This window comes from uncultured Adlercreutzia sp. (assembly GCF_958431955.1).
Classification (GTDB): Bacteria; Actinomycetota; Coriobacteriia; order Coriobacteriales; family Eggerthellaceae; genus Adlercreutzia.
In genome coordinates this window covers 1-19,567 of the sequence record NZ_CAUASN010000029.1, presented here as the reverse complement: position 1 = coordinate 19,567, position 19,567 = coordinate 1, and the positions used below count along the sequence as shown (strand labels likewise).

Genomic DNA, 19,567 nt, shown 5'->3' with positions numbered 1-19,567 from the left:
CGCGTGGTCTTCCGCACGAGTTTGGCGGGAGCATGCGTCCTGATCGCGATGCTCGCTATGATGATCCTCGCGGATACGGCCTACGGCGGGTGGATCGAGGATCTGACCGGCCTGTCGATCTCCGGCATAGTCAACAACTTCTTCACCGCCCTCGGCCTCGGCGACGGCGTGGCGGCGATAATGCAGTCGGCGTCCGACACCTGGCTGTCGCAGCTCGCGTCCTACAAGTTCGACGTGGACGCCTCGCGCGTCGCCGACGTCATCGCCGTCATCAACAAGGCGGCCGCGCCGGTGGGCGAGTCGCTCATCATGGTGTTCCTTTTCCAAGGGGTGTTCAAGAAGGTCACGGCGACCGACGGCAGCTTCATCCATGGGGAGGGGCTTTACGAGCTCGTGATGATGCTGGTCAAGTTCTTCTTGTACAAAACGCTGATCGACCTCGCGCCGCTGCTCATATACGGGATACTCCTCGCCGGCGACGGCATATCGAACGCCATCTCCCAGTACGCCCCGGGCGGGTCGGCCGGCGTGTCCTTCGACCAGGCGGCGCTGTCCGCGGCCGTCAACTCCGCTCTCGGGCAGACCGCCGGCGACGCCTCCGGCAACGCCGGCATAGCAGGGGCGCTCGGCTCCTACATCGGCAGCCTGCTCCTGCTCTACCTCGGCGCTCTCTTCTTCTGGGTGATGTCGATGATCGTGTCCTTCGCGGGCGAGGCCGTGATCCTGGCCAGGTTCGCCGAGGCGAGCGTGCTCACGGGATTCTGTAGCATTCCCGTGGCGTTCCTTCTCAGCGAGGAGTGGGCCGAGGCCGGCAGGATGTACTTCAAAGAGATCGGCAGCGCGGCCATCATGATCGCGGTCGTCCAGGCGGTCGTCATCATCACGCCCATGATCCTCGAAGGGGTGATCGTGACGTCGGGCGGCGACATCTGGCAGATCATCCGGGGAGGGCTCATCTACACGGCGACGCTGCTGGTGGTCGTGCTCGGTTCGACGATGACGACGTACAAGGTCGTCGGGAAGATGATGTGACATGAGGCATGGATCGAAGACAGCCGCCGTCGTCGCGCTCGCCGCGGCGCTCTCCCTTGCCGACGCCTCCCAGGCTTGGGCATGGGGGTACGGTGCGGCGCTGGGGCAGGACGGCATGACTCTCGACAGGCTCGTGAGCGAGGTGCTCAAGCCCATCGTGCAGCTCGCCGGGTACGTCCTCACCGCATTCGGGGCGTACCGGTACTTCCAGAACCGCTCGGACGACGGGCCCGCGGCGCGCCAGGCGCTCGGCATGCTCGCGACGGGAGGGGTCATGGTCGCCTTCACGGCCTACGACCTCGGCCGTGGGAGCCTGAACGGCTTCATGCGCGAGTTCGCCGTTCCGGGCCTGATCGCGCTCGGCACCCTTTGGATGATCAACGGCTTCTACGACTACTTCTTCCACTCGGACGACGCAGTGGCCGCGAAGAAGGGCCTGCAGGCCGCCGTGTCGGGCGGCGTCATGGCGCTTATGGGCGGGGCTTTCGGAACCATCTCGTTGGTGTACTAGATCGGAGGCGGATATGGGCGAGTGGGTCACATTGGCCGACGGGTCGAAGCTGTTCTGCCCGTACCCGTTGGAGCAGCGGCCGCTGCGGGAAGAGGAGTCCGAAGAGCCGAACTCGCAGAGCTGGCACGTCGCGCTCGCGCTCGCCAGCGTCCTGGGGTTCACCGGGGCGCACAGGTTCTATACGGGCAAGATCGCTACGGCAATCGTATGGCTGCTGACGGGAGGCCTGCTCGGGCTCGGCGCGCTCGCGGACGTGGCCGCCATCGCGGCCTCGCGCTGGAAGGCCGCGGACGGGACGCCGCTGCGCCGCAGGGCGGCCAAGGGGAGCCTCGCCGCCGCGGGGATGGCCGTCGGCTGGGCCTTCGTCGCATGGATGACGACCGCGGCGGCGGTCGCGTTGACGGCGCTCACGGTCGCGTTGATGGCGGCTTGAGAACCAAGGTATTGGAAAACTGGAAAACTTGAATAGTCGAGTTTTTGAAAAAAGGGAGAAAGACATGGCCGAGCACTACACAAAGGCATCGATAGGTGAGATAATGGCACCGTGCCCGAGCGCGAGCCATCTCCCAAATCCAGGCGGCGCGCGGGCGGCGAGAAGCGACACGGGACCGAAATCCCGGATTCACAACGGAATAAGGATCGAGCGATGAGCGCGCAGGGCGGCGCAACGGGATCCGTGCACGTGAACGTGTTCGGCGGGCCCGGCTCCGGCAAGTCGACGATGGCGTACGCCGTCGCGGCGGAGCTCAAGGCGCGCGGCTACACGGCCGAGTGCGTCGGCGAGGTGGTCAAGGACTGCATCTACGACGCTGCGCGCGGCGACCAGGAGGCGGCGCGCCTGCTGGACGGCAGCGTGGAGAGCCAGGAGGAGCTGTACCGCCGGCAGTCGGCGCGCGAGCGCCGGCTCGACGGGCTCGTGCAGTTCGTCGTGGCGGACTCGCCGGCCATCATGGGCCTCGCCTACCTCGCCCCCGACGCCGACGAGGACAGGGCGGCGAGGCTGGCGGCCCTCGCGCAGGACGAGTTCGAGGCACAGGAGTCGGTCAACGTGATCGTCGCCAGGGAGGGGGCGTACGACCCCCGCGCCCGGATACACGCCGAGGACGAGGCCGAGAGGATCGACGCGGACGTCCTGGCCCTTGTCGAGAGGGCCACGGCGGGGCGGTACGAGACGGTGGGCCGCGGCGACGCGGGCAAGGTTGCGGAGATGGCCGTCGAGCACGGCTTGGCAGAGAGGACCGGAGATGATGAACTACGACGAGCTTTACAGGGAGCTGGAGCGGGACGCCAGGGAGGCGGGCCTGGAGAAGGAGCACCTGGAGTGGCAGCTAGGCCTCGAAGGCTGGGCGAAGGATCCCGTGGCGGTGGCGATGCGCGACTGGCGCCTGCAGCACGCGCCGGAGACGCTGGAGGGCAAGAGCGAGGAGCAGGTCGGCAGGGAGATGGCCATGGTTCACCTGCTGGCGGAGTCGCGCAGGACGGCCGCCGCGCAGGCGTGGATGCGGTCCCCGCAGAGCTCCCAGGCAAAAGACGCGCAGCAGAAGGCGGCGCTGATGAACGCCGCCGCGGCGGCGGAGAACGAGGCCATGATCTCGGAGATACCGGACATAGCGATAAGCCTGTAGCGGCGCGGCGCCGGCCCTCCAGGCGCGGCAGGAAGGTGATGGAGGGCCAGATGTCGCTCGACCTGCTGTTCGAGCCGTCGGACGCCGCCCCCGTGTTCGAGCCGGCGTCGCCGGCCCCCTCGCCCGAGCGGGCGGCGCACGCCGCATCGCCGGAGAAGGGCACGGCGGCCACGGAGCCGTCCCGCCGTCCCATCGGGGACGCCTCGCCGGCTCCTTCCCGCACGAGGATCGCGCGGAACATCGAAGCGGTCATGGTCGCGAAGGAGCTCGAGCGCGAGGGCCGCGAGGCGACGCCCGAGGAGGCGGCCAGGATGCTCTCGTTCGTCGGGTGGGGCGGCCTCGCCGAGGTGTTCGACGAGACGTCGGACGCCTACGCGGCCGAGCGCGAGAGGCTCAAGGCCGGCCTCACGGAGAGGGAGTACGCCAAGGCGCGCGAGTCCACGCTCACCGCTTACTACACCCCGATCGAGGTGGCCCGCGCGGTGTGGGACTACCTCGCCATGGCCGGGTTCTCCGCCGGCAACGTGCTCGACCCGGCCGCCGGGACGGGCCGGTTCGCCGACGCGATGCCGGAGGGCATGGCCGGCCTCGCCAGCATCACCATGGTGGAGCCCGACCCGGTGTCCGCCCTGATAGCGCAGCACGCGCACCCCGGCATGGCCGTCCAGTGCAAGGGCTACGAGGCGACGACGCTGGCCGACGACTCGTTCGACGTCGCCGTCACCAACGTCCCCTTCGGCCAGTTCTCGGTCTACGACCGCCGCCATGCCGGCGAGGGGATGCTCGTCCACGATTACTTCTTCGCCAAGTCGCTCGACCACGTGCGCCCCGGCGGCCTCGTCGCGTTCATCACCGCCTCGGGAACGCTCGATAAGAAGTCGAGCTCCGCGAGGCGCGAGCTGGCGGCCAGGGCCGAGCTGGTCTGCGCGGCGAGGCTGCCCGACAGCACGTTCAGGGCGTCGGCGGGGACGACCGTGACGAGCGACGTCGTCGTGCTGAGGAAGAGGCACGAGAGGATCTCCAATGAGGAGGCCGCCGGCCTCCCATGGGTCGGTACGGTGGAGCATTCGGACGGCGTGCGGGTGAACCGCTGGATCGCGGAGCACCGGGAGGCCGTGCTCGGCGAGCTCGAGGTCGTGTCCGGCCCCTACGGCCCGCAGCTCGCCTGCAAGGGCGACTGGGCCGAGGCGGCCGCCTCCCTCGCGGGGAGGCTCATGGAACTCGCGTCCGGTTCCTACGAGGAGCGCCCGCTGCCCGCCGCGCGCGGCGGCGCGGCCGCCGCCGACTTGATCGAGGCCGACCCGTCCGTGCCGGACGGCTGCTACGGCGTCGTCGACGGCGCGCTGTGGTACCGCGAGGGCGACACCATGCGCCTCTACGGCGGGCCCAAATCGCAGGAAGCGCGGATCCGCGCCTTGGCGGGGCTGAGGGATCTTGGCAGGGAGTACCTGGCCCTGCAGTCGGCCGGGGCCGACGACGAGCCCATCGAGTCGGCGCGCACGGCCTTCAAGGCGGCCTACGAGCGGCTCGTGGAGAAGCACGGCCGGCTCAACGACAAGCCCAATGTCATTGCGATGCGGGGCGACGCCTACGCGCCGCTGCTGTCGTCGTGGGAGGATCCCGTCGACGGGGAGTGGGAGCCGGCCGCCCTGTTCGATCGGCGCACCGTCCGCCCGGTGCCGAAGCGGCGCACGGCGGCCGACGCCGCCGAGGCGCTCGCCATGTCCCTCAACGCGGTCGGCCGCGTCGACATGGGCTACATGGAGTCCGTATCCGGGCTCGCGCCCGAGGCCATCCGCGCCGGCCTCTCCGGCCGCGTGTACTACGACCCGGCCCTGTCGGCCTTGGTGACGGCGGAGGAGTACCTTTCGGGCAACGTCCGGGTCAAGCTCGACGAGGCGAGGCTCTACCGGGGGGACGAGGACATGGAGGCGAACATCAAGGCGCTCGAGTCGGCCCTGCCGCCCGACGTCCCGGCCGAGGAGATCTCCCTCGAGCTGGGGGCGACGTGGGTACCGGCGGCGGTGTACGAGCAGTTCGCCTACGAGGTGTTCCAGCTGCCCAGGAGCCACAGGGTGGAGGGCTCCCGCGACCAGATCTCGGTCGCGTACTCGCCCGAGCTGTCCCAGTGGCGCATATCGAACAAGGGCAAGGTGTACGGCGCCAAGGTCGACCGGGTGTACGGCACCCGCGCGCGCAACGCCCTCGACCTCATGGAGGCGTCCCTTAACCTGCGCGACGCGGTGGTCAACAGGACGATGTACGACCCGGCCGCGCGGAAGACCGTGTCCGTCGTCGACAGGGAGGCCACCATCGCCGCCCAGTCGAAGCAGGACGCCATCGCCTCGAGGTTCCGTGACTGGGTATGGGAGGACGGCGCGCGACGAGCGGCCCTGGTCGCCGAGTACAACCGCCGCTTCAACTCCCTTGTGCCGAGGCAGTTCGACGGCTCGCTGCTGTCGTTCGAGGGGATGGCGGCCGACATAGAGCTGGCGAAGCACCAGAAGGACGGGGCCGCGAGGATCGTGTTCGGCGGGAACTCCCTGCTCTGGTACTGCGTCGGCGCGGGCAAGACCTACACCATGGCCGCCGCATCCCAGGAGCTCAAGAGGATGGGGCTTGCCTCAAAGCCGCTGTTCTCTGTGCCGAAGCACCTGGTAGGGCAGTGGGGCATCGAGTTCATGCGGCTCTACCCGCAGGCGTCGATCCTCGTGGCCACCGACGCCGACTTCGAGAAGGACAACCGCAAGCGCTTCGTGGCGCGCATCGCGGCGGGCGACTGGGACGCGGTCATCGTGTCCGAGACGCAGCTCGCCAAGATCCCGTTGCCGCCCGAGCTGGAGGCCCGCTACATCGAGGAGGAAAAGATCAGGATCGAGGACGCCATCGACCAGGCGAGGATGTCTGACGACGCCGCGAAGAGGCTCACCGTCAAGCAGCTCGAGGGGCGCCGGAAGCGCCTCGAGACGCGTCTCGAGAAGACGCGTAAGCACGACCAGGACGACATGCTCGACTTCACCGACCTGGGCATCGACCGCATCTTCGTCGACGAGGCCCACCACTATAAGAACCTGTTCACGGAGACGAAGATGCGAAACGTGGCCGGCCTGCAGGCCGGCGACAGCCAGCGCGCGTCCGACATGCTCTACAAGACGCGCTGGATCAACGAGCGGACGGGCTACAAGGGGGTCGTGTTCGCGACGGGGACGGCCGTGTCCAACAGCATGACCGAGGTCTACAACATGCAGCGCTACCTGCAGCCGCAGACGCTCGCGCTCGCCGGGCTGAACGGCTTCGACGCATGGGCGTCGATGTTCGCTCGGAAGACCACCTCGCTCGAGCTCAAGCCGGAGGGCTCCGGCTTCCAGGTAAAGACCAGGTTCTCGTCGTTCACCAACTTGCCCGAGCTCATCACGATGTTCGCCTCCGTTTGCGACGTCAAGACCGCCGCCGACATAGCGCTGCCGGGCATCCCGGAGGCGCGGCGCGAGAACGTGGCGCTGGAGCCGTCGCCTGAGCAGGTGCGCATGGTGGCGGAGCTCGGCAGGCGGGCCGACGCGATCAGGTCGGGATCCGTCGACCCGGCGAGCGACAACATGCTCGTCGTGACCAACGACGGTCGAAAGCTCGCCCTCGACCAGAGGCTCGTGATCCCCGACCTGCCGGACGGGGACTGGTCGAAGACCTCCGCGGCCGCGCAGAAGATCTGGGGCATATGGAGGGACAGCGAACCGGCGCGCGGCGTCCAGATCGTGTTCTGCGACCTGAGCACCCCGAAGCCCGAGGGCTTCAACGTGTACGACGACCTGCGGGGCAAGCTGGTCGACATGGGCATACCCGCGGGGGAGATAGCCTATGTTCACGACGCCAAGACGGAAAAGGCCAAGGCCCGTCTCTTCGAGGCCGCGCGCTCCGGCGAGGTGAGGGTGCTCATGGGCAGCACCCAGAAGCTGGGCGAGGGGACTAACGTCCAGACGAGGCTCGTGGCCCTCCACCACCTCGACTGCCCGTGGCGGCCGTCCGACCTCGAGCAGCGGGAGGGGCGCATACTGCGCCAGGGCAACCGGAACAAGGAGGTCGGCATCTACCGGTACGTCACGAAGGGGACGTTCGACAGCTACATGTACCAGACCGTCGAGCACAAGCAGCGGTTCATAGGCCAGGTGTTCGGCGGATCCGGCGCAGCATCCCGCAGCGCCGATGACATCGACCAGGCGGCGCTCTCCTACGCGGAGGTCAAGGCGCTCTGCGCCGGGGACCCGGACGTGAAAGAGCGCCTAGAGTTGCAGAACGAGCTGCCCCGCCTGGCCAGCCTTGAGCGGGCCCACAGGAGGGACCAGGCGGAGCTCCGGCGGCTGCGCGACGAGGTGTGCCCCGCGAAGATAGCCTCGGCCGAGGAGGCGATCGAGAGGCTCGGGGGCGACGCCGCCACGGTGAAGGCGCGCAAGGGCCCCGAGGGCGGCTTCCCCGGCATGACCGTGATGGGGGCGTACTGCGAGAAGAGGACGGACGCGGCCGATGCGCTGAGGGCTGCGCTCGTGGCATGCGCAGAGTCGTACGGCGAGGCCCAGGTGGTCGGCTCGATCATGGGGCTGGACGTGACGGCGACGTTCCAGGCGGGCACGGGCTGCTTCCGCGTCGGCGTCGGACACGCGCCTGCCATGACCTTCGAGGGGGCGGACAGCGGGATCGGGGCGGTCACGAGGATCGAGCGAGAGGCGAGGAACATGGAGCGCTACGCCGCGTCCGCGGCCGAAAGGCTCGAGCGGGCCCAGGCGGAGCTTGCCGCCGCGAGGGAGGGCGTCGGGAAGCCCTTCCCGCAGCAGCGGCGCCTGCTGGAGGTAAAGCAGCGCCTCGCCGAGCTGGACGCCAAGATCGGCGAGAAGGGACACGATCCCTCCCTGGCCGCCGTGGCGGAGGCGAGCGAGATAGGAGGCGACCAGCTCTCGCTCGAGGACTCCGGGCTCGTGCTGTTCGACCGGGCGGAGCTGATCATGGTTAACAGGGGGATAGACAGGGGCTGGGACGTCTCGGTCTACGCCTACGAGGGGCTCGACGCTTCCGCCATGGAGACGGCGTCCTACTTCGCCACGCCCGTCATGGGGGTCGGCGCGGAGGACAAGGGCTTGAGATGGGACGGGATGGCGAAGGCCGTCGAGGCGGGGGAGGCCGCCTACGGGGCGGAGGACGTCAGGGGAGCGGTGCGCGAGGCCGTCGAGCTCATCGCCAAGTGCTCGGACGGGCTGTCCTCGTCGGACCAATGCCAGCTCGTAGAGCTGGCCGGATCCGTCGCGCTGCGCGGCGGGCGGCCGCTAGCCCTGGTCAAGTCGCTGGCGGCCGACCGGGACGCCAGCGAGGGCCAGCCCAACGGCATCGGGTTCTACGGGCTCGTGCGAAACGTCCGCGACGCTGCGCTGGCGTCCATCGACGCCGGCGGGGACTTCGTGGCCGTGGGGAAGGACGTCTCGAGGGCCATACTGGGCGCGAGCATGCCGTCGGCGAGGGCCGCCTGGAGCATCGCGTCCGACATCGCCACGCGCACGGCCGCATCGGCCGCGGAGAAGGGGCTCCGGTGCCCTGCCAGGCACATGCTGGCGAGCGGGGCCGAAGGGGCCGCCCGCGCCGCCGCCCCGTCCAGGGGGGCGGGGAGATGACGGCGTGGTCGCGAGCGGGCTCGTCCTACGTGTGCGAGTGCCGCCCGGGTTACGAGGCGGTCGTCGAGCTGTCGGGCGCGTGCGCGTACGCCGCGCCCTGGGGCACGGTCGAGCGGGCGGAAGGGGCCGTGCTCACCGTCGTGGAGCAGGCGACCGGCCTCGCCGTAGCCAAGCGGCTGAGGATAGCGGGGGCGACGTCACCTGGCGACGTCGACGACGTCGCCAGGAGGGTGTCCGATGCGCGCATCGGCGAGGAGGCGGCCAAGGCCGAGGATCTCGCGACCAGGGGATGGCACCTCGACGGGCCCGCCGGCATCCTCTCGGTGGCCGCGCGGGGATCGCGCGCCGCAGCGGAGCACCCGCTGTCGCTCGGCCGCCTGGGCGGCGCGCCGGGGGGCGCGCCCTGCTTCGCCGTCGCCTCGGCCGGCGGGGACGGCTACGCGGCGTCCTGGCTCCCGGACGGCGCCCTCGGCTCGGCCGCCGTGGAATCGGGCCCCTGCCCGACGCCGTCAGAGGCGCTCGCGCGCCTCGCCGAACGGCTCGTCGATCAGGGAATGCCGGCGGCGGGCGGCGAGGACGACGACCTCGCACGCTACGAGAGGCTCTACGCCGGCGACATGGAAACCTATAAGAGCACGAACCTGGACGAGCTCATAAGGGCGTGCCGTGCATCGGCGCGCTACGGGGCTGCCGAGAAGGGAGGCGGTGGGCGATGACGTCCTTGCCGACGACGGTGGCCGACGCCACGGCAGAGGCCGAGCGGGTCATAGAGGAGTGCCGGGAGGCCGGCGATGAATCCCGCCTGCTGTCCTGCATCGCGGCGACGGCAACGTACGATCCCGGCACGCGCCGGGTGAGGACTTACGGGCCCCTCAACGCCGCCCTGGCGTGGGCCCACGGCGCGGGATCCGGCTGGTGCCGTCCGGCCGAGGACTGGGAGAGGGACGGCCGCGCCGTCGCCAGGGCCGACATGGCCGTCCCCGTCCTCGTGAGGGGCGCCTCCGGGATGGCCCTCATGCGACGCTACCCGTACGAGGCGACCGAGGGCGACGGGGCGGTGACGGAGCCCGTATGCGGCCTCTCGTGCGACAGGCGGGCCGTCGAGGACATCCTGTCGTCGGGCGAGATAGACTGCGCCGGCGCGTACGGCATGGTCGAGGCGTACTTCGGCATGGGGGACGTCGTCGCCCCTGCGGGCGGGGGTTTGGGCCAGGAAGGGATGAAGGAAGTCATCGCGAGCTTCAAGGCGGCCGCCTCGGCGGTGCATCGGGCCTACGAGGGGAGGGGAGGCTCGTACCGGCCGAGGCGCATCGAGCCCGCAAGGCCCCTGCCCGTCCCGGCCGAGGTTCTCGCACCGTCGGAGGTGCTGGACGGCGAGGGCGTGCTGGACGCAGGCTGGGATGGGTACGTGCGCGTCGTGAAGCCCTTGATCAACCTGCTGGCCGCCAGCTACGCGAAAGGGGGCTACGACGCGGGGTGCGCCCTCGAGTGCTTCCGCGCCGCTGCAGCCGAGATCAAGGGAGGGGCGTCTGCGGAGGACGCGTGCGCGCTGATGCGGCGGTACCTGCCGGAGCTTGCCGAGGACTGCCAGCTCGAGGCGGAGATAGCGAGAGCGACGGAGGGATTGAGATGACGGTCGACGGGCTTTACTGGGATGAGGCCGGCAGGGCGGATGTCGGGATGATCGAGCCTGGCGACACGGTCTACTGCATATGCCGCGGCGCCGATGGCTTGTTTTCCGTCTCGAGCGGCGTATGCGTGGATCCGCCGGTCAGGTTCATCGACTTCGGCGACGGCGCGCAGTTCCTCGGCGTCGCCTCGACGGTCGAGCCGTCGGCTCTGCGCAGGTTCGGGCTCGTCGGTTCCGTGTTCGTCTCGAGGCGCGCGGCCGATCGCCGCGCAGCCGAGCTGAACGCGGCACGGGAAGGAGAAAGATGAGAAGAGGCATCGCAGCCGACGCGCCGCTTTCCGACGCCGGCGAGGAAAGGCTGTCGGAAGAGGATCGGAGGGCGCTCAAGATGATCGAGGAGCTCTTCCCCGGAGAATACCGCGCTGCGAAGCGCGAGGTGGCGGCAGCCATCGCGTCTGACGCGCCGTCGAGCTTGGGCGGGCTCGCGGCGATCCTGTCGCAACGGGGGAATCCCGACGGCGCGGTGCTGGCAGGGAGGATCGTCGAGGCGCTGCTCACCGACAAGGCGACGCTGATGGACGCGGCGAGCATGCTGTACTTCAGCGACGGCAAGGTGGTCGACGTATGGTGACGGTGCGGCGCGAAAACACAACATGCGATATTCGCGGAATCGGCGCGTATGGTATCATTGTCGCTCAGGAAAGGAACCAGGTGATGGATTCCGGCGGGACGCCGGGAACGAACCCCAAAAAAGAAAGAAACCGCAGACGGCGGTTTCGTGATATTGGAAGAGCTCTTTGTCGTTGCTCTATTATCGCTGACCGGGAGAGGTGTGTCAACCCCTCGGTTTGCTGCGTTGCAGGCAACCGCATCGGCTCGCAGCCGTCACGATTCCGCGCCGGACGACCAGAAGGCGCAATGGAACACAACCGCAGCACCACTACCTTCATCTTCAAAGCAAGCAGCCACCACGGGCTCTCGACCCCGTGGTGGCTGCTTGCTGCCTTTTCCGGCATGCGCCGGCCATGGGCAAAAAGCCCGGTCTGCGCAATCCGGAACCGCGTGGCCAACCAGGATGCGCGTCGATCGAGGATCTCGGCCGACCGTCCAGATTGGACAACATGGCGGTATTGCGGCAAAAGGAAGCTGAAAGGAGGTGATGCGGCAGGGGGAGCGACGGCTTAGGAAAACAACGAGGCCCCGGTTCGCCCCCGAGGCCCCTGCGGTTTCCGAAAACTCGAAAACCAAAGACTTTTGATAGAGGTGGATTGTACCACCCTTGGGTAGTTATATGCAAATCTGCCCCGGAAAGCCCTCATATCGCCCCATACGACGGCGTACGGGGCCGGTTTTCGAGAGTTGCCGAACCCGTGCCGCCAGGGCATGGAACGACCGATACGGGACATACAGCAGCACATAGATTACGTCGGCACGCTTGCCGAAGAAGAACCCGATCCCAAGACCCGCTGGCAGCTGCAGAAGCGCGTTGCGGCGAGCGTCTGGCAGAGGGACGCCAAGGCGTACTACGAGGAGCAGGGCGCGGAATTCTTTGATTTCGGGCAATGGCAGCTCGACCAGGCCTACGCGAGCTACCTCTACCACGAGTCCATCAAGCGATACCGCAAGCGGCAGGGCGACAGGCAGATCCTCGCGCGCCTCGACGAGCTGAACAACGTCCCGCGCGAGGACGGCGGGTACAAGGTCACGGGCGCGCGCCGCAAGGTCATCCGCGCGATCGTGGGGCTCGCCACGTCGAGCGGCGTGCTCTACTGCAGCTACGACGGCCTGGCGCGTGCGGCGCGCGTATCGCCGAGGTCGGCGCACTCGATCCGCGCGGAGCTCGAGCGCCTGGGCGTCCTCAAGCGCGTCCGCACGGGGGGCAGGGCCGAGGACGGATCGCGTCAATCGAACAAGTACATCGTGAAGTGGGACAAGCTGCGCGACATCCTCGGGATCGCGTGCTGCTATGCGTCCAATTGGCATGGAGAGCTCCAGAGAACAGTTGAGCGCAAGCCCTTCCATAACGTGTACTACAACTACGAGGGATACGCGCACTACAGCAAGTCGGCGCGCCAGAAGCGCCGCGAGCGCCAGCGCGCTCGCGAGCATGCGGCGCTCGCGGCGCAAGCGCCGAAAGTGGATAACCATGTGGAGAAAAGCGCACCAGAAAAAAGGACGAAGGCCATGGGGCTTGAAAACGAAGCTAGTGATCAGGGTTTTTGCGCACTAACCGATCTTAAAGAGCGTAAAACATCTAAAATCCTTCAACCTGTGAGATCTCTCCTGTCCTATTGCCGCCGCATTGTGGAAAAGCGTACGCCGCTCCGCGGCTCCTCGGACGCCCGCCACGAGGGCGGGATGCCGGAATCGCTGCGCGATACCTTGGACAACCGCCCTGCGGGCGGCACAACCTGGTGCTTCGACGTCTCAAAGCTCTCCCAAACATCCCTACAAAGACTCGGCCGAGTGGCACCGGGAAGGATCGTACCCCTCTTGGCCGAGATCGACCAGATGACGCGCAGCAACCCTTCGCTCGAAACACCGGAGGACATGCAATGGCACGCCGAGGAGCTCCTGCACATCCTCGCAGATGCGGACGGCATCCCCCGATGACCGAAAGGCATCGGCCGCATCGGCACGGCTTCGCCGTGCGGCAGTGAAAAAATGATCTGCCTCCCGGTGCCGGCAGTCAAGGGGAATTTGGGAATCCTTGCCTGCCCTCTGTCTTACCGACCGAACGGATCCCAACCGCCCGGCGGCTCGACGCACCTCGCCTGGCTATAACGTTGTGGATGGCGGCCTCGATGTTCGATGCCGCGTCGCCCCCGAGCCCAGCAATCAAGAGCGCCGAGCGTTCGGCGATCGCCTCTATCAGGAGCCCGCTGTCGTTTCGATCAGCGCTGCAGGCGGGGCTCGCGCCTTTCTCCGGTCGAGGCGGCCGGATCGCCCCGGATCTCGCCTGCAGGGCCATCCTGCCTATCTCCCTATGCAGGATCGATTCCACTACGTAGACGTCGGCCTCGTCTCCGTACGGCGCGAAGAGATCGTCGGCCGCCTCGACGATCCGGTTGAGGGAATCTGGGATATGACCTGCGCTTAGATTCAATTCGCCAACCCGCTACTGCTCGCTTTTCATTGTGTCTTCGGACCGCCCTCGCCGCGCAGCTTCGCCCTCGCGGCGTCGCTGTAAGGATTGCTCATGTGATGGAGGTTCTTCGGCACGCTGATGTAGACCCCCTCGCCGATGCTCGCGATCTCATCGTCCGGCACGAAGCCGAGCACGTCTGCCACGTCGCATCCTTCGACGCCGAGCGCTCGGAGCGCCTTGATGAGGGCGTCGATCGTAGTCCCCCTGTAGGCGACCACCTTCCCCGTTTTCAACCTGGATACGTTGACGTTCGTTATCCCGGTCGCAGCTGCTATCTTGTCGAGGGATATGCCGTGCTGCAGCATCAGCGCCTCGAGCTTCACGACTATGGCCATGGGCTGTTATCCATGGCAGGCCTTGCGGATCCTGGGTCCACGAGTCGCTCCTTTCGCGACTATTTCATTTCCTTGCTGAGTGCTAAACATTATATATATTGAATAAATCATTGCATATAACAAATGAGAATGGGGGAATGGATGACGTAGAGCTTAACAAGCGAAGGAAGCGACTTGGGAATGCCGTCCGCGTCGAGCGGGTGGAGCAGCGGCTATCCCAAGAACGCCTGGGCCGGATGGTCGGCACCAACCAGACCTACATCAGCCTGCTCGAGGCAGGCGAGATAAACGTGACGTTCAACAAGCTGTGTCGCATCGCGGAGGCCTTGGAGGTAGAGGTGTCCGACCTGGTGCGCTAGAGTGCCCCGGCGTTGCCGGGCACGATCTCCTCTACGTACCATCGGCCGTCGTCGCTATGCCAAAGGTGCTTTGTCCTTCCGCAGATCTCAACGGTATAGCGGATCCCGTGGCCGCCGACCTTCATGCTCGCCGCGCGCCTCGATTCGAGCACGCGATCCACGACAAAGCATCGTCCGTCTCCCCAGTAGATCGCCAGCGGTCGCTGGCGGCCGTCGGGGTCGATGTCCACCACGGCCTCCACGTAGGTCTTCTTGCGGCTCTCGATTCCATGCATTTAGCAGCTCCTCACGAGTGGAAGAAGCTGACGGGGTGGACGGTGTTGTCGGCCTTGGCGTCGACGCTGGCCGCGCCTTCGTCGACGAGCTGCGCGCCCCATACGACGCACTTGTTGCCGTAGCGACGGCGCAGGTCGTCGACGGAGGCGTCGAGCTCGCGCATCTCGGTGCGGCGGGGAAGCGGGTCGAAGAGCGACGCCTGCAGGTCGGCGTCGGCAGGCTCGAGGTCGGAGGCGCGCACGTGGATCCCGCGCAGGGGATGGCTCGCGTCTAGCGGCTCAAGCTCGCGTAGGAGGCCCCAAGCGGCGCGCGCTACCTCGAGCGTCACGTCGGTGGCCACCGGCAGCTTGCACTGGCGCGATCGGGTGCAGAGGTCGTCCGCGGCCCTTGCGCCGACCGACACGGTGCGGGCCCTGGCGCGGCCCTCGCGCATGCGCTGGGCGACGCTCTCGGCGAGCATCCAGACGTACGCCTTGGCGGACTGCGGGTCGCATATGTCCCTGGGGGCCGTGAGCCCGTTGCCGTAGCTCTTGATCTCGCGCATGACGTCGGCGGCGTCCCGGTCGTAGGGCTTGACCTCGGTAGCGTCCTGCCCGCGCGCGAAGCCGCGCAGCACGAACCCCATCTTGCCGAGCCTGTTGCGCAACAGCTCGTCCGAGGCGCACGCGAGCTGGCCTATCGTGTCGATGCCCGAGGAGTGCAGCTTGCGCTCCGTGGCGGGCCCTACGTAGAGCAGGTCGCGCACAGGGGCCTGCCATACGACCTCGCGGTAGTTCTCCCGCGTTATCACCGTGACGGCATCGGGCTTCTTGTAGTCGCTGCCGAACTTGGCGAAGATCTTGTTCCACGACACCCCGACCGACACGCTGATGCCGAGCTCGGCGACCATGCGCTCGCTTACCTCGCGGGCTATCTCGGCGGGGGAGAGCCCGAGGCACCGGCGGGTGCCCGTGACGTCGAGCCAAGCCTCGTCGGGTCCGAAGGGCTCTACACGGTCGGTGTAATCGTAGTAGATCTCCCTGGCTCGCCGCGACACGTCCATGTAGAGCCGGTAGTCAGGGGGCACGACGACGAGGCCGGGGCATGCCTTCCGCGCCTCCCACAGCGCCATCGCGGTCTTGACGCCGGCGCGCTTGGCTATGAGGTTCTTCGCGAGCACGATGCCGTGGCGCGCCTCCTCGTCGCCGCCCACCACGACGGGCTTGCCGCGCAGCTCGGGCCGTGCCTGGCACTCGATCTGCGCGTAGCAGCAGTTTATGTCGCTGTGCAGGACGTCGCGGTCTGGCATGATGACCTGTTACCTCCGTAATAGAGAACAAATGTTTGATACAATTGTAGGCCCGCATGGGTGCCGGAGGCAATCGAACAGTTTGTGGAGTGTTTGGGATCCTAGCCGCTCCGGCTCTCGTTGAGGCGCTTTCGGATGCCGTCGTGGATCGGGTTGCTCATACAGTGGAGCTCTTTCGGCAAGCTGACGTAGACGCCTCTTGCGATCGTGTCCAATTCATCGTTCGGTACGTAGCCGATCGCATCAGCCCTTGGAGTGGAAATATGGGAGCTGTTCGCACCTGCAGATGTTGTCGATGAGGTAAGAAAGGGGAGGGGCCGGTAGGGTATCGCTTCCTCGTCGTGCGGTCAGTAGGCCTCCTCGCGCTCGCAGGGAAGGTCGAGCCACACTCCGTAGTAGCGCTCCTTCACCGTGTCCACGTACTCGCCGTCGTACTCTATCGTCACCAAGCGCACGTTGTTCATTCCCACGTATCCACGAACCTTGGTCTTGGCATCGCGCTCCGGAGTCCCATGGTAAAACTCGCGGTTCGTCATCTTTCCGGGCATTCCGATCCCCTCTTCCGATGAGTGCATTTTCTGTCATGTAATATGATCGGAGCATGTAGTATCATTTTTAAATATGGCATCATTTTGAAGAACAGAGCCTTTGGTCGAGCCCCTGCGCTCCCCGTGTTCCCATAGTCTCGGCTTCCCAGACTGACGGCATGTCGGATACGCGCACCGTCGCCATCCTGCCGCTCTCCCCAGGGCGCAGATTCAGAAAACCGTGGAGATCGAGCGGTATCTTGATCAACGCAGATTCTCGTTCGTCATCGATTTTCTTGCTCATGCACCTGGGCGATATGTGTGCGCAAGGAAGGGTAGTCGTCCAGATTTCCAGGATCTCTCCTTCCACGGGTGTGCAAGTATCGCGCGGCCGTGAGGAAGAATGAGGCCGTGGAAAAGACGGATCCGACTGCGAACACGAGCAATAGGAGCAGCATGTGAGGAAACAAAGGAAGACTCCATCCGCTGTTGGCGACGAGCATGTAGCCGATGGCGATCGTCCCCATCCAGAATACGAAGGCGCTCATCGATGCCTCGACCAATTCTTTCTTCACAGGTGCTTGCCCTCTCCTCGTCATTCTTTCCATTCCCATGTCTCCTATCTACCGCCATGCCACGCATGATCGTAATGGCGTCCCGCTTCAAGTGTCAGCGCACGTGCACGAGCAGCGGACACAGCGGCTTCATGCCTTTCTTCTTGCGGCCTGCGTTCAAGCGCTCGGCCTCTTCAACCGCCTTCTTGATCGAATTGAGCCTGCGGAAATACGTTGTGCGCTTCAAGCCGAGTTGCCGCATCCCTTCTTCTACCGAATGGTTCTGCTGCCATGCAAGGTACTCGGCGCAGGTAGTCTCATTATTAAATATGGAATCATGTGGGAGCACCACGCCCTTGCTCGGACGGCCTGCGCGCCGCGTCCTCATGGTTTCCGCGTCCTGGACGTCCGGCATGTCGGACACGTGCACCGTCGCCGTCTTGCCGCTCGATGAAACTGCGCAATCGACCTTGATTCCCAGCTCGCGGGCAATGGACATGAAGTGATCGAATTCCTCTCGCCTGAACCCGCTTGCAGTAAACGTGCATTCGGTTGGATGCATATCCAAACGCTCCGATCTCGCAATTAATTATGGGACTAGCATACGCGATTAGAGTTCGAATTTCAATATTAAAATTGGGACGGCCGTGCGAAATTGATAACACATATTATGTAAACTTAGGCTAACTTTTTACGCGCAGCGGCCTTCGGGTTGATTGAATTCTCGTAAGTTAACGTTTATGCAGATCAGATGGTTGTTTACCTCTACCTTTTCAATTTCGAGGTCGCGGCGTTCCGTCTATTACCTGCACTTTTTCAATCGACCGCCTTCGCAGTCCGTTATGTGTAGACGGCAACCGTTTGAGACAGCACCAGGTCAGGCCCGCGTCGCTGGTTTTGAAAGACTGCAGGTAAAGAAATCGGCGATATGATGCGGTGCCCCAGACTAGCTAGATCAGGGTTATCGCGTGGGGCACGAGGTGCGGCGTGAGGTTCACCTCCTTCGGCTCTATCTCCTCGACCCCGTACGCGTCGAGGAGCCCTTGCGGAAGCACGAGGCGCGCCATCTCGACGGGCGCCATCCAGTCCATCTTGCCGCGAAGGTAGCTGTTAACGTGGCTCATGCACGCCGCCATGTCGCGGCAGGTCAAGGCGTCGAAGTTCGTTTTTCCCTTCGGCAGTATCCGCCTAAGCTCCTCGTGGCAGCGCTCGCAACGTCCCTTTTGCTGGCTCTGGAGCGGATCGCAGTAGAAGAGGCTCAGCCGCTTCACGCCGTTCCTGCCGTGCTCGATGCGCTCCGCATCGCTGAACTCGCTTCCGCGGTCGCAGAGGATCAGGCCGAAGGCCTGGGAGAACCGGGGCCCGCAGAGCTCCTGGAGGGTGTCGAGCGCCTCGACCACGCTGGTCGCCGACTTGTCCGGTAGGAGGATGTAGAACTGGAACCCTATGCGCCTGACGAACAGCGTCAAGATGCACTGCGAGTCCCTGCCCTGCCTCCCGACCACCGTGTCCATCTCGACGGCGTTGTCGCGGTCGGCCTGGTCGAGGGCGCAGAAATCCGTCCACCGCCTCCCCTCGAGCACCTCGCGCGGAATGTTGGAGGATTTGGCGGACTTCGACTTCGACCTGGGCTTGTAGCGTACGGCCTTCGGCAGGTCGAGCTTCGACAGATCCCCCGCCTTGGCGCCGCCGAGGTAGTTGTAGAGGCTGCGCACGCCGAACGGTATGGCGCCGGGGTTCGCGGCGAATATGTGCTGCGGGCTCTGGCCTTTGGCGAGGCCGTCCGATATCAGGGTTATCGCGCTCTCGAACGCCTCGGGGTCGCAGTCTATCCCCTGCCTGGACTCGCTGCGCCTGGCGTCGGCTGCGTCTTGGGCCCATTTCGCCTGGTAGTACCTATAGGGATGACGGCACCCGCCGCCGACCCTGCTCGGGCAGGCGTTGCAGCAGAACGGGCTCCTTGCCAGCTTCTCGCACGGCTTCGCCTCGAAATCGGGACAGAGCGAGTTACAGAGGAAGTCCTTGCACCTGCTGCAGCGCGCCCTGCACATGCCCTTGCACAGCCCGCGCACCTCGCAGAGCCCCGCCTTCGAGCAGATGTTGCGGGTTCGGACCACGAGCATTCCCTGGGGGTCGTCGGTCCAGTTGCGCTTTACCTCCTCGGCGACCACCTTGGGCGCGCGGCCAATCGTCCTCGCGATCCACGCTATCCTGTCCCCTCTGTTCAGGCCACGCTCTATCGCGAGCCTGTCGTCGTAGGTGAGTGGGCGCCTACCGCCCTTGGAATCCCCCATGAGGGCCTCCTTCCTGTCGGTCCTTCGCCTACGGGAAGAAGGAAAAGCACAAACGGCCATGGCCACGGTTCGGAATCCGCATTTACATGATTTATGCAAGACTGGAGGTGAAGTTTTTACCTACGAGAATTCAATTTACGTTTTTTCGACCAGAAGGGGTTGCCGAGCGATAGGAATTGATCCCCGAAGTGATTGTTCAAGATATTGGCGCCCGCGCAGTAGAAACTGAGGAGCGAAATAACAAGCTCGCTGATCGCGGCGAGCATATGCGTCGCTTCTCGAGCAACCCCGAACGCGCTTAGAGCCAAGCCGACGAACAGAAAATCAATGGCGA

The 19,567-nt window shown here is 65.8% G+C and carries 19 protein-coding genes and 1 pseudogene; 11 read left to right on the top strand and 9 right to left on the bottom strand.

The features are described 5' to 3' along the window. The first annotated feature begins 57 nt into the window (after nt 1-57). The 10 genes from Q5064_RS08785 (at nt 58) to Q5064_RS08740 (ending at nt 13,065) form a co-directional block, all read left to right on the top strand. Nucleotides 58-1,032, top strand: a complete 975-nt coding sequence (locus Q5064_RS08785) for a hypothetical protein (RefSeq protein WP_015539639.1) — start codon at nt 58-60, stop codon at nt 1,030-1,032. A gap of 1 nt (nt 1,033) precedes the next feature. Continuing rightward, a complete protein-coding gene (locus Q5064_RS08780; RefSeq protein ID WP_015539638.1) occupies nt 1,034-1,543 on the top strand; it encodes a hypothetical protein in 510 nt (169 codons plus the stop codon). A 13-nt stretch (nt 1,544-1,556) separates the two neighbouring features. Next, complete coding sequence (locus tag Q5064_RS08775) at nt 1,557-1,976, top strand: TM2 domain-containing protein (protein ID WP_021409116.1); 420 nt, start codon at nt 1,557-1,559, stop codon at nt 1,974-1,976. Between the two features lie 111 nt (nt 1,977-2,087). Further along, a complete protein-coding gene (locus Q5064_RS08770; RefSeq protein WP_302963962.1) occupies nt 2,088-8,822 on the top strand; it encodes an AAA family ATPase in 6,735 nt (2,244 codons plus the stop codon). After that, nucleotides 8,819-9,538, top strand: a complete 720-nt coding sequence (locus tag Q5064_RS08765) for a hypothetical protein (RefSeq protein WP_114516674.1) — start codon at nt 8,819-8,821, stop codon at nt 9,536-9,538. The genes Q5064_RS08770 and Q5064_RS08765 overlap by 4 nt, the downstream gene beginning before the upstream one ends. Further along, on the top strand, nt 9,535-10,455 hold the full coding sequence (locus Q5064_RS08760) for a hypothetical protein (RefSeq protein ID WP_015539663.1): 921 nt from the start codon (nt 9,535-9,537) through the stop codon (nt 10,453-10,455). The genes Q5064_RS08765 and Q5064_RS08760 overlap by 4 nt, the downstream gene beginning before the upstream one ends. Further along, nucleotides 10,452-10,760, top strand: a complete 309-nt coding sequence (locus Q5064_RS08755) for a hypothetical protein (protein ID WP_021409103.1) — start codon at nt 10,452-10,454, stop codon at nt 10,758-10,760. Before Q5064_RS08760 ends, Q5064_RS08755 begins: the two co-directional genes overlap by 4 nt. Further along, nucleotides 10,757-11,083: a hypothetical protein gene (locus tag Q5064_RS08750; protein WP_015539661.1), complete on the top strand. Its 327-nt coding sequence runs from the start codon at nt 10,757-10,759 to the stop codon at nt 11,081-11,083. The genes Q5064_RS08755 and Q5064_RS08750 overlap by 4 nt, the downstream gene beginning before the upstream one ends. Then, nucleotides 11,077-11,637, top strand: coding sequence for a hypothetical protein (locus tag Q5064_RS08745; protein WP_147270999.1), 561 nt, complete (start codon nt 11,077-11,079; stop codon nt 11,635-11,637). Before Q5064_RS08750 ends, Q5064_RS08745 begins: the two co-directional genes overlap by 7 nt. Before the next feature lie 198 nt (nt 11,638-11,835). Continuing rightward, a complete protein-coding gene (locus Q5064_RS08740) occupies nt 11,836-13,065 on the top strand; it encodes a hypothetical protein (RefSeq protein WP_021409099.1) in 1,230 nt (409 codons plus the stop codon). A 76-nt stretch (nt 13,066-13,141) separates the two neighbouring features. On the opposite strand, the gene Q5064_RS08735 is transcribed toward Q5064_RS08740, so the two are convergent. Together Q5064_RS08735 and Q5064_RS08730 are read right to left on the bottom strand one after the other, a co-directional pair. Then, on the bottom strand, nt 13,142-13,558 hold the full coding sequence (locus Q5064_RS08735; RefSeq protein WP_035586669.1) for a hypothetical protein: 417 nt from the start codon (nt 13,556-13,558) through the stop codon (nt 13,142-13,144). Between the two features lie 26 nt (nt 13,559-13,584). Next, complete coding sequence (locus Q5064_RS08730; RefSeq protein WP_009307222.1) at nt 13,585-13,935, bottom strand: helix-turn-helix transcriptional regulator; 351 nt, start codon at nt 13,933-13,935, stop codon at nt 13,585-13,587. A gap of 137 nt (nt 13,936-14,072) precedes the next feature. Between Q5064_RS08730 and Q5064_RS08725 the strand changes: the two genes are divergently transcribed. After that, nucleotides 14,073-14,294, top strand: coding sequence for a helix-turn-helix domain-containing protein (locus Q5064_RS08725; RefSeq protein ID WP_035579227.1), 222 nt, complete (start codon nt 14,073-14,075; stop codon nt 14,292-14,294). On the opposite strand, the gene Q5064_RS08720 is transcribed toward Q5064_RS08725, so the two are convergent. From Q5064_RS08720 to Q5064_RS08690, 7 genes and pseudogenes are all read right to left on the bottom strand, one after another. Next, nucleotides 14,291-14,569, bottom strand: a complete 279-nt coding sequence (locus Q5064_RS08720; RefSeq protein ID WP_009307220.1) for a hypothetical protein — start codon at nt 14,567-14,569, stop codon at nt 14,291-14,293. The genes Q5064_RS08725 and Q5064_RS08720 overlap by 4 nt on opposite strands. An 11-nt stretch (nt 14,570-14,580) precedes the next feature. After that, nucleotides 14,581-15,858, bottom strand: a complete 1,278-nt coding sequence (locus Q5064_RS08715; protein WP_015539657.1) for a DNA polymerase IV — start codon at nt 15,856-15,858, stop codon at nt 14,581-14,583. Between the two features lie 347 nt (nt 15,859-16,205). Continuing rightward, complete coding sequence (locus Q5064_RS08710) at nt 16,206-16,406, bottom strand: hypothetical protein (protein ID WP_009307218.1); 201 nt, start codon at nt 16,404-16,406, stop codon at nt 16,206-16,208. A gap of 263 nt (nt 16,407-16,669) precedes the next feature. Further along, nucleotides 16,670-16,993 (bottom strand): hypothetical protein, encoded by a 324-nt coding sequence (locus Q5064_RS08705; RefSeq protein ID WP_035586671.1) that lies wholly within the window; start codon nt 16,991-16,993, stop codon nt 16,670-16,672. Nucleotides 16,994-17,054: 61 nt separating this feature from the next. Beyond that, nucleotides 17,055-17,438 (bottom strand): hypothetical protein, encoded by a 384-nt coding sequence (locus tag Q5064_RS08700; protein WP_021409113.1) that lies wholly within the window; start codon nt 17,436-17,438, stop codon nt 17,055-17,057. A gap of 451 nt (nt 17,439-17,889) precedes the next feature. Next, nucleotides 17,890-19,233: an IS30 family transposase gene (locus Q5064_RS08695; protein ID WP_161959470.1), complete on the bottom strand. Its 1,344-nt coding sequence runs from the start codon at nt 19,231-19,233 to the stop codon at nt 17,890-17,892. A gap of 116 nt (nt 19,234-19,349) precedes the next feature. After that, nucleotides 19,350-19,567: pseudogene (locus Q5064_RS08690) on the bottom strand (hypothetical protein); the annotation flags it as partial.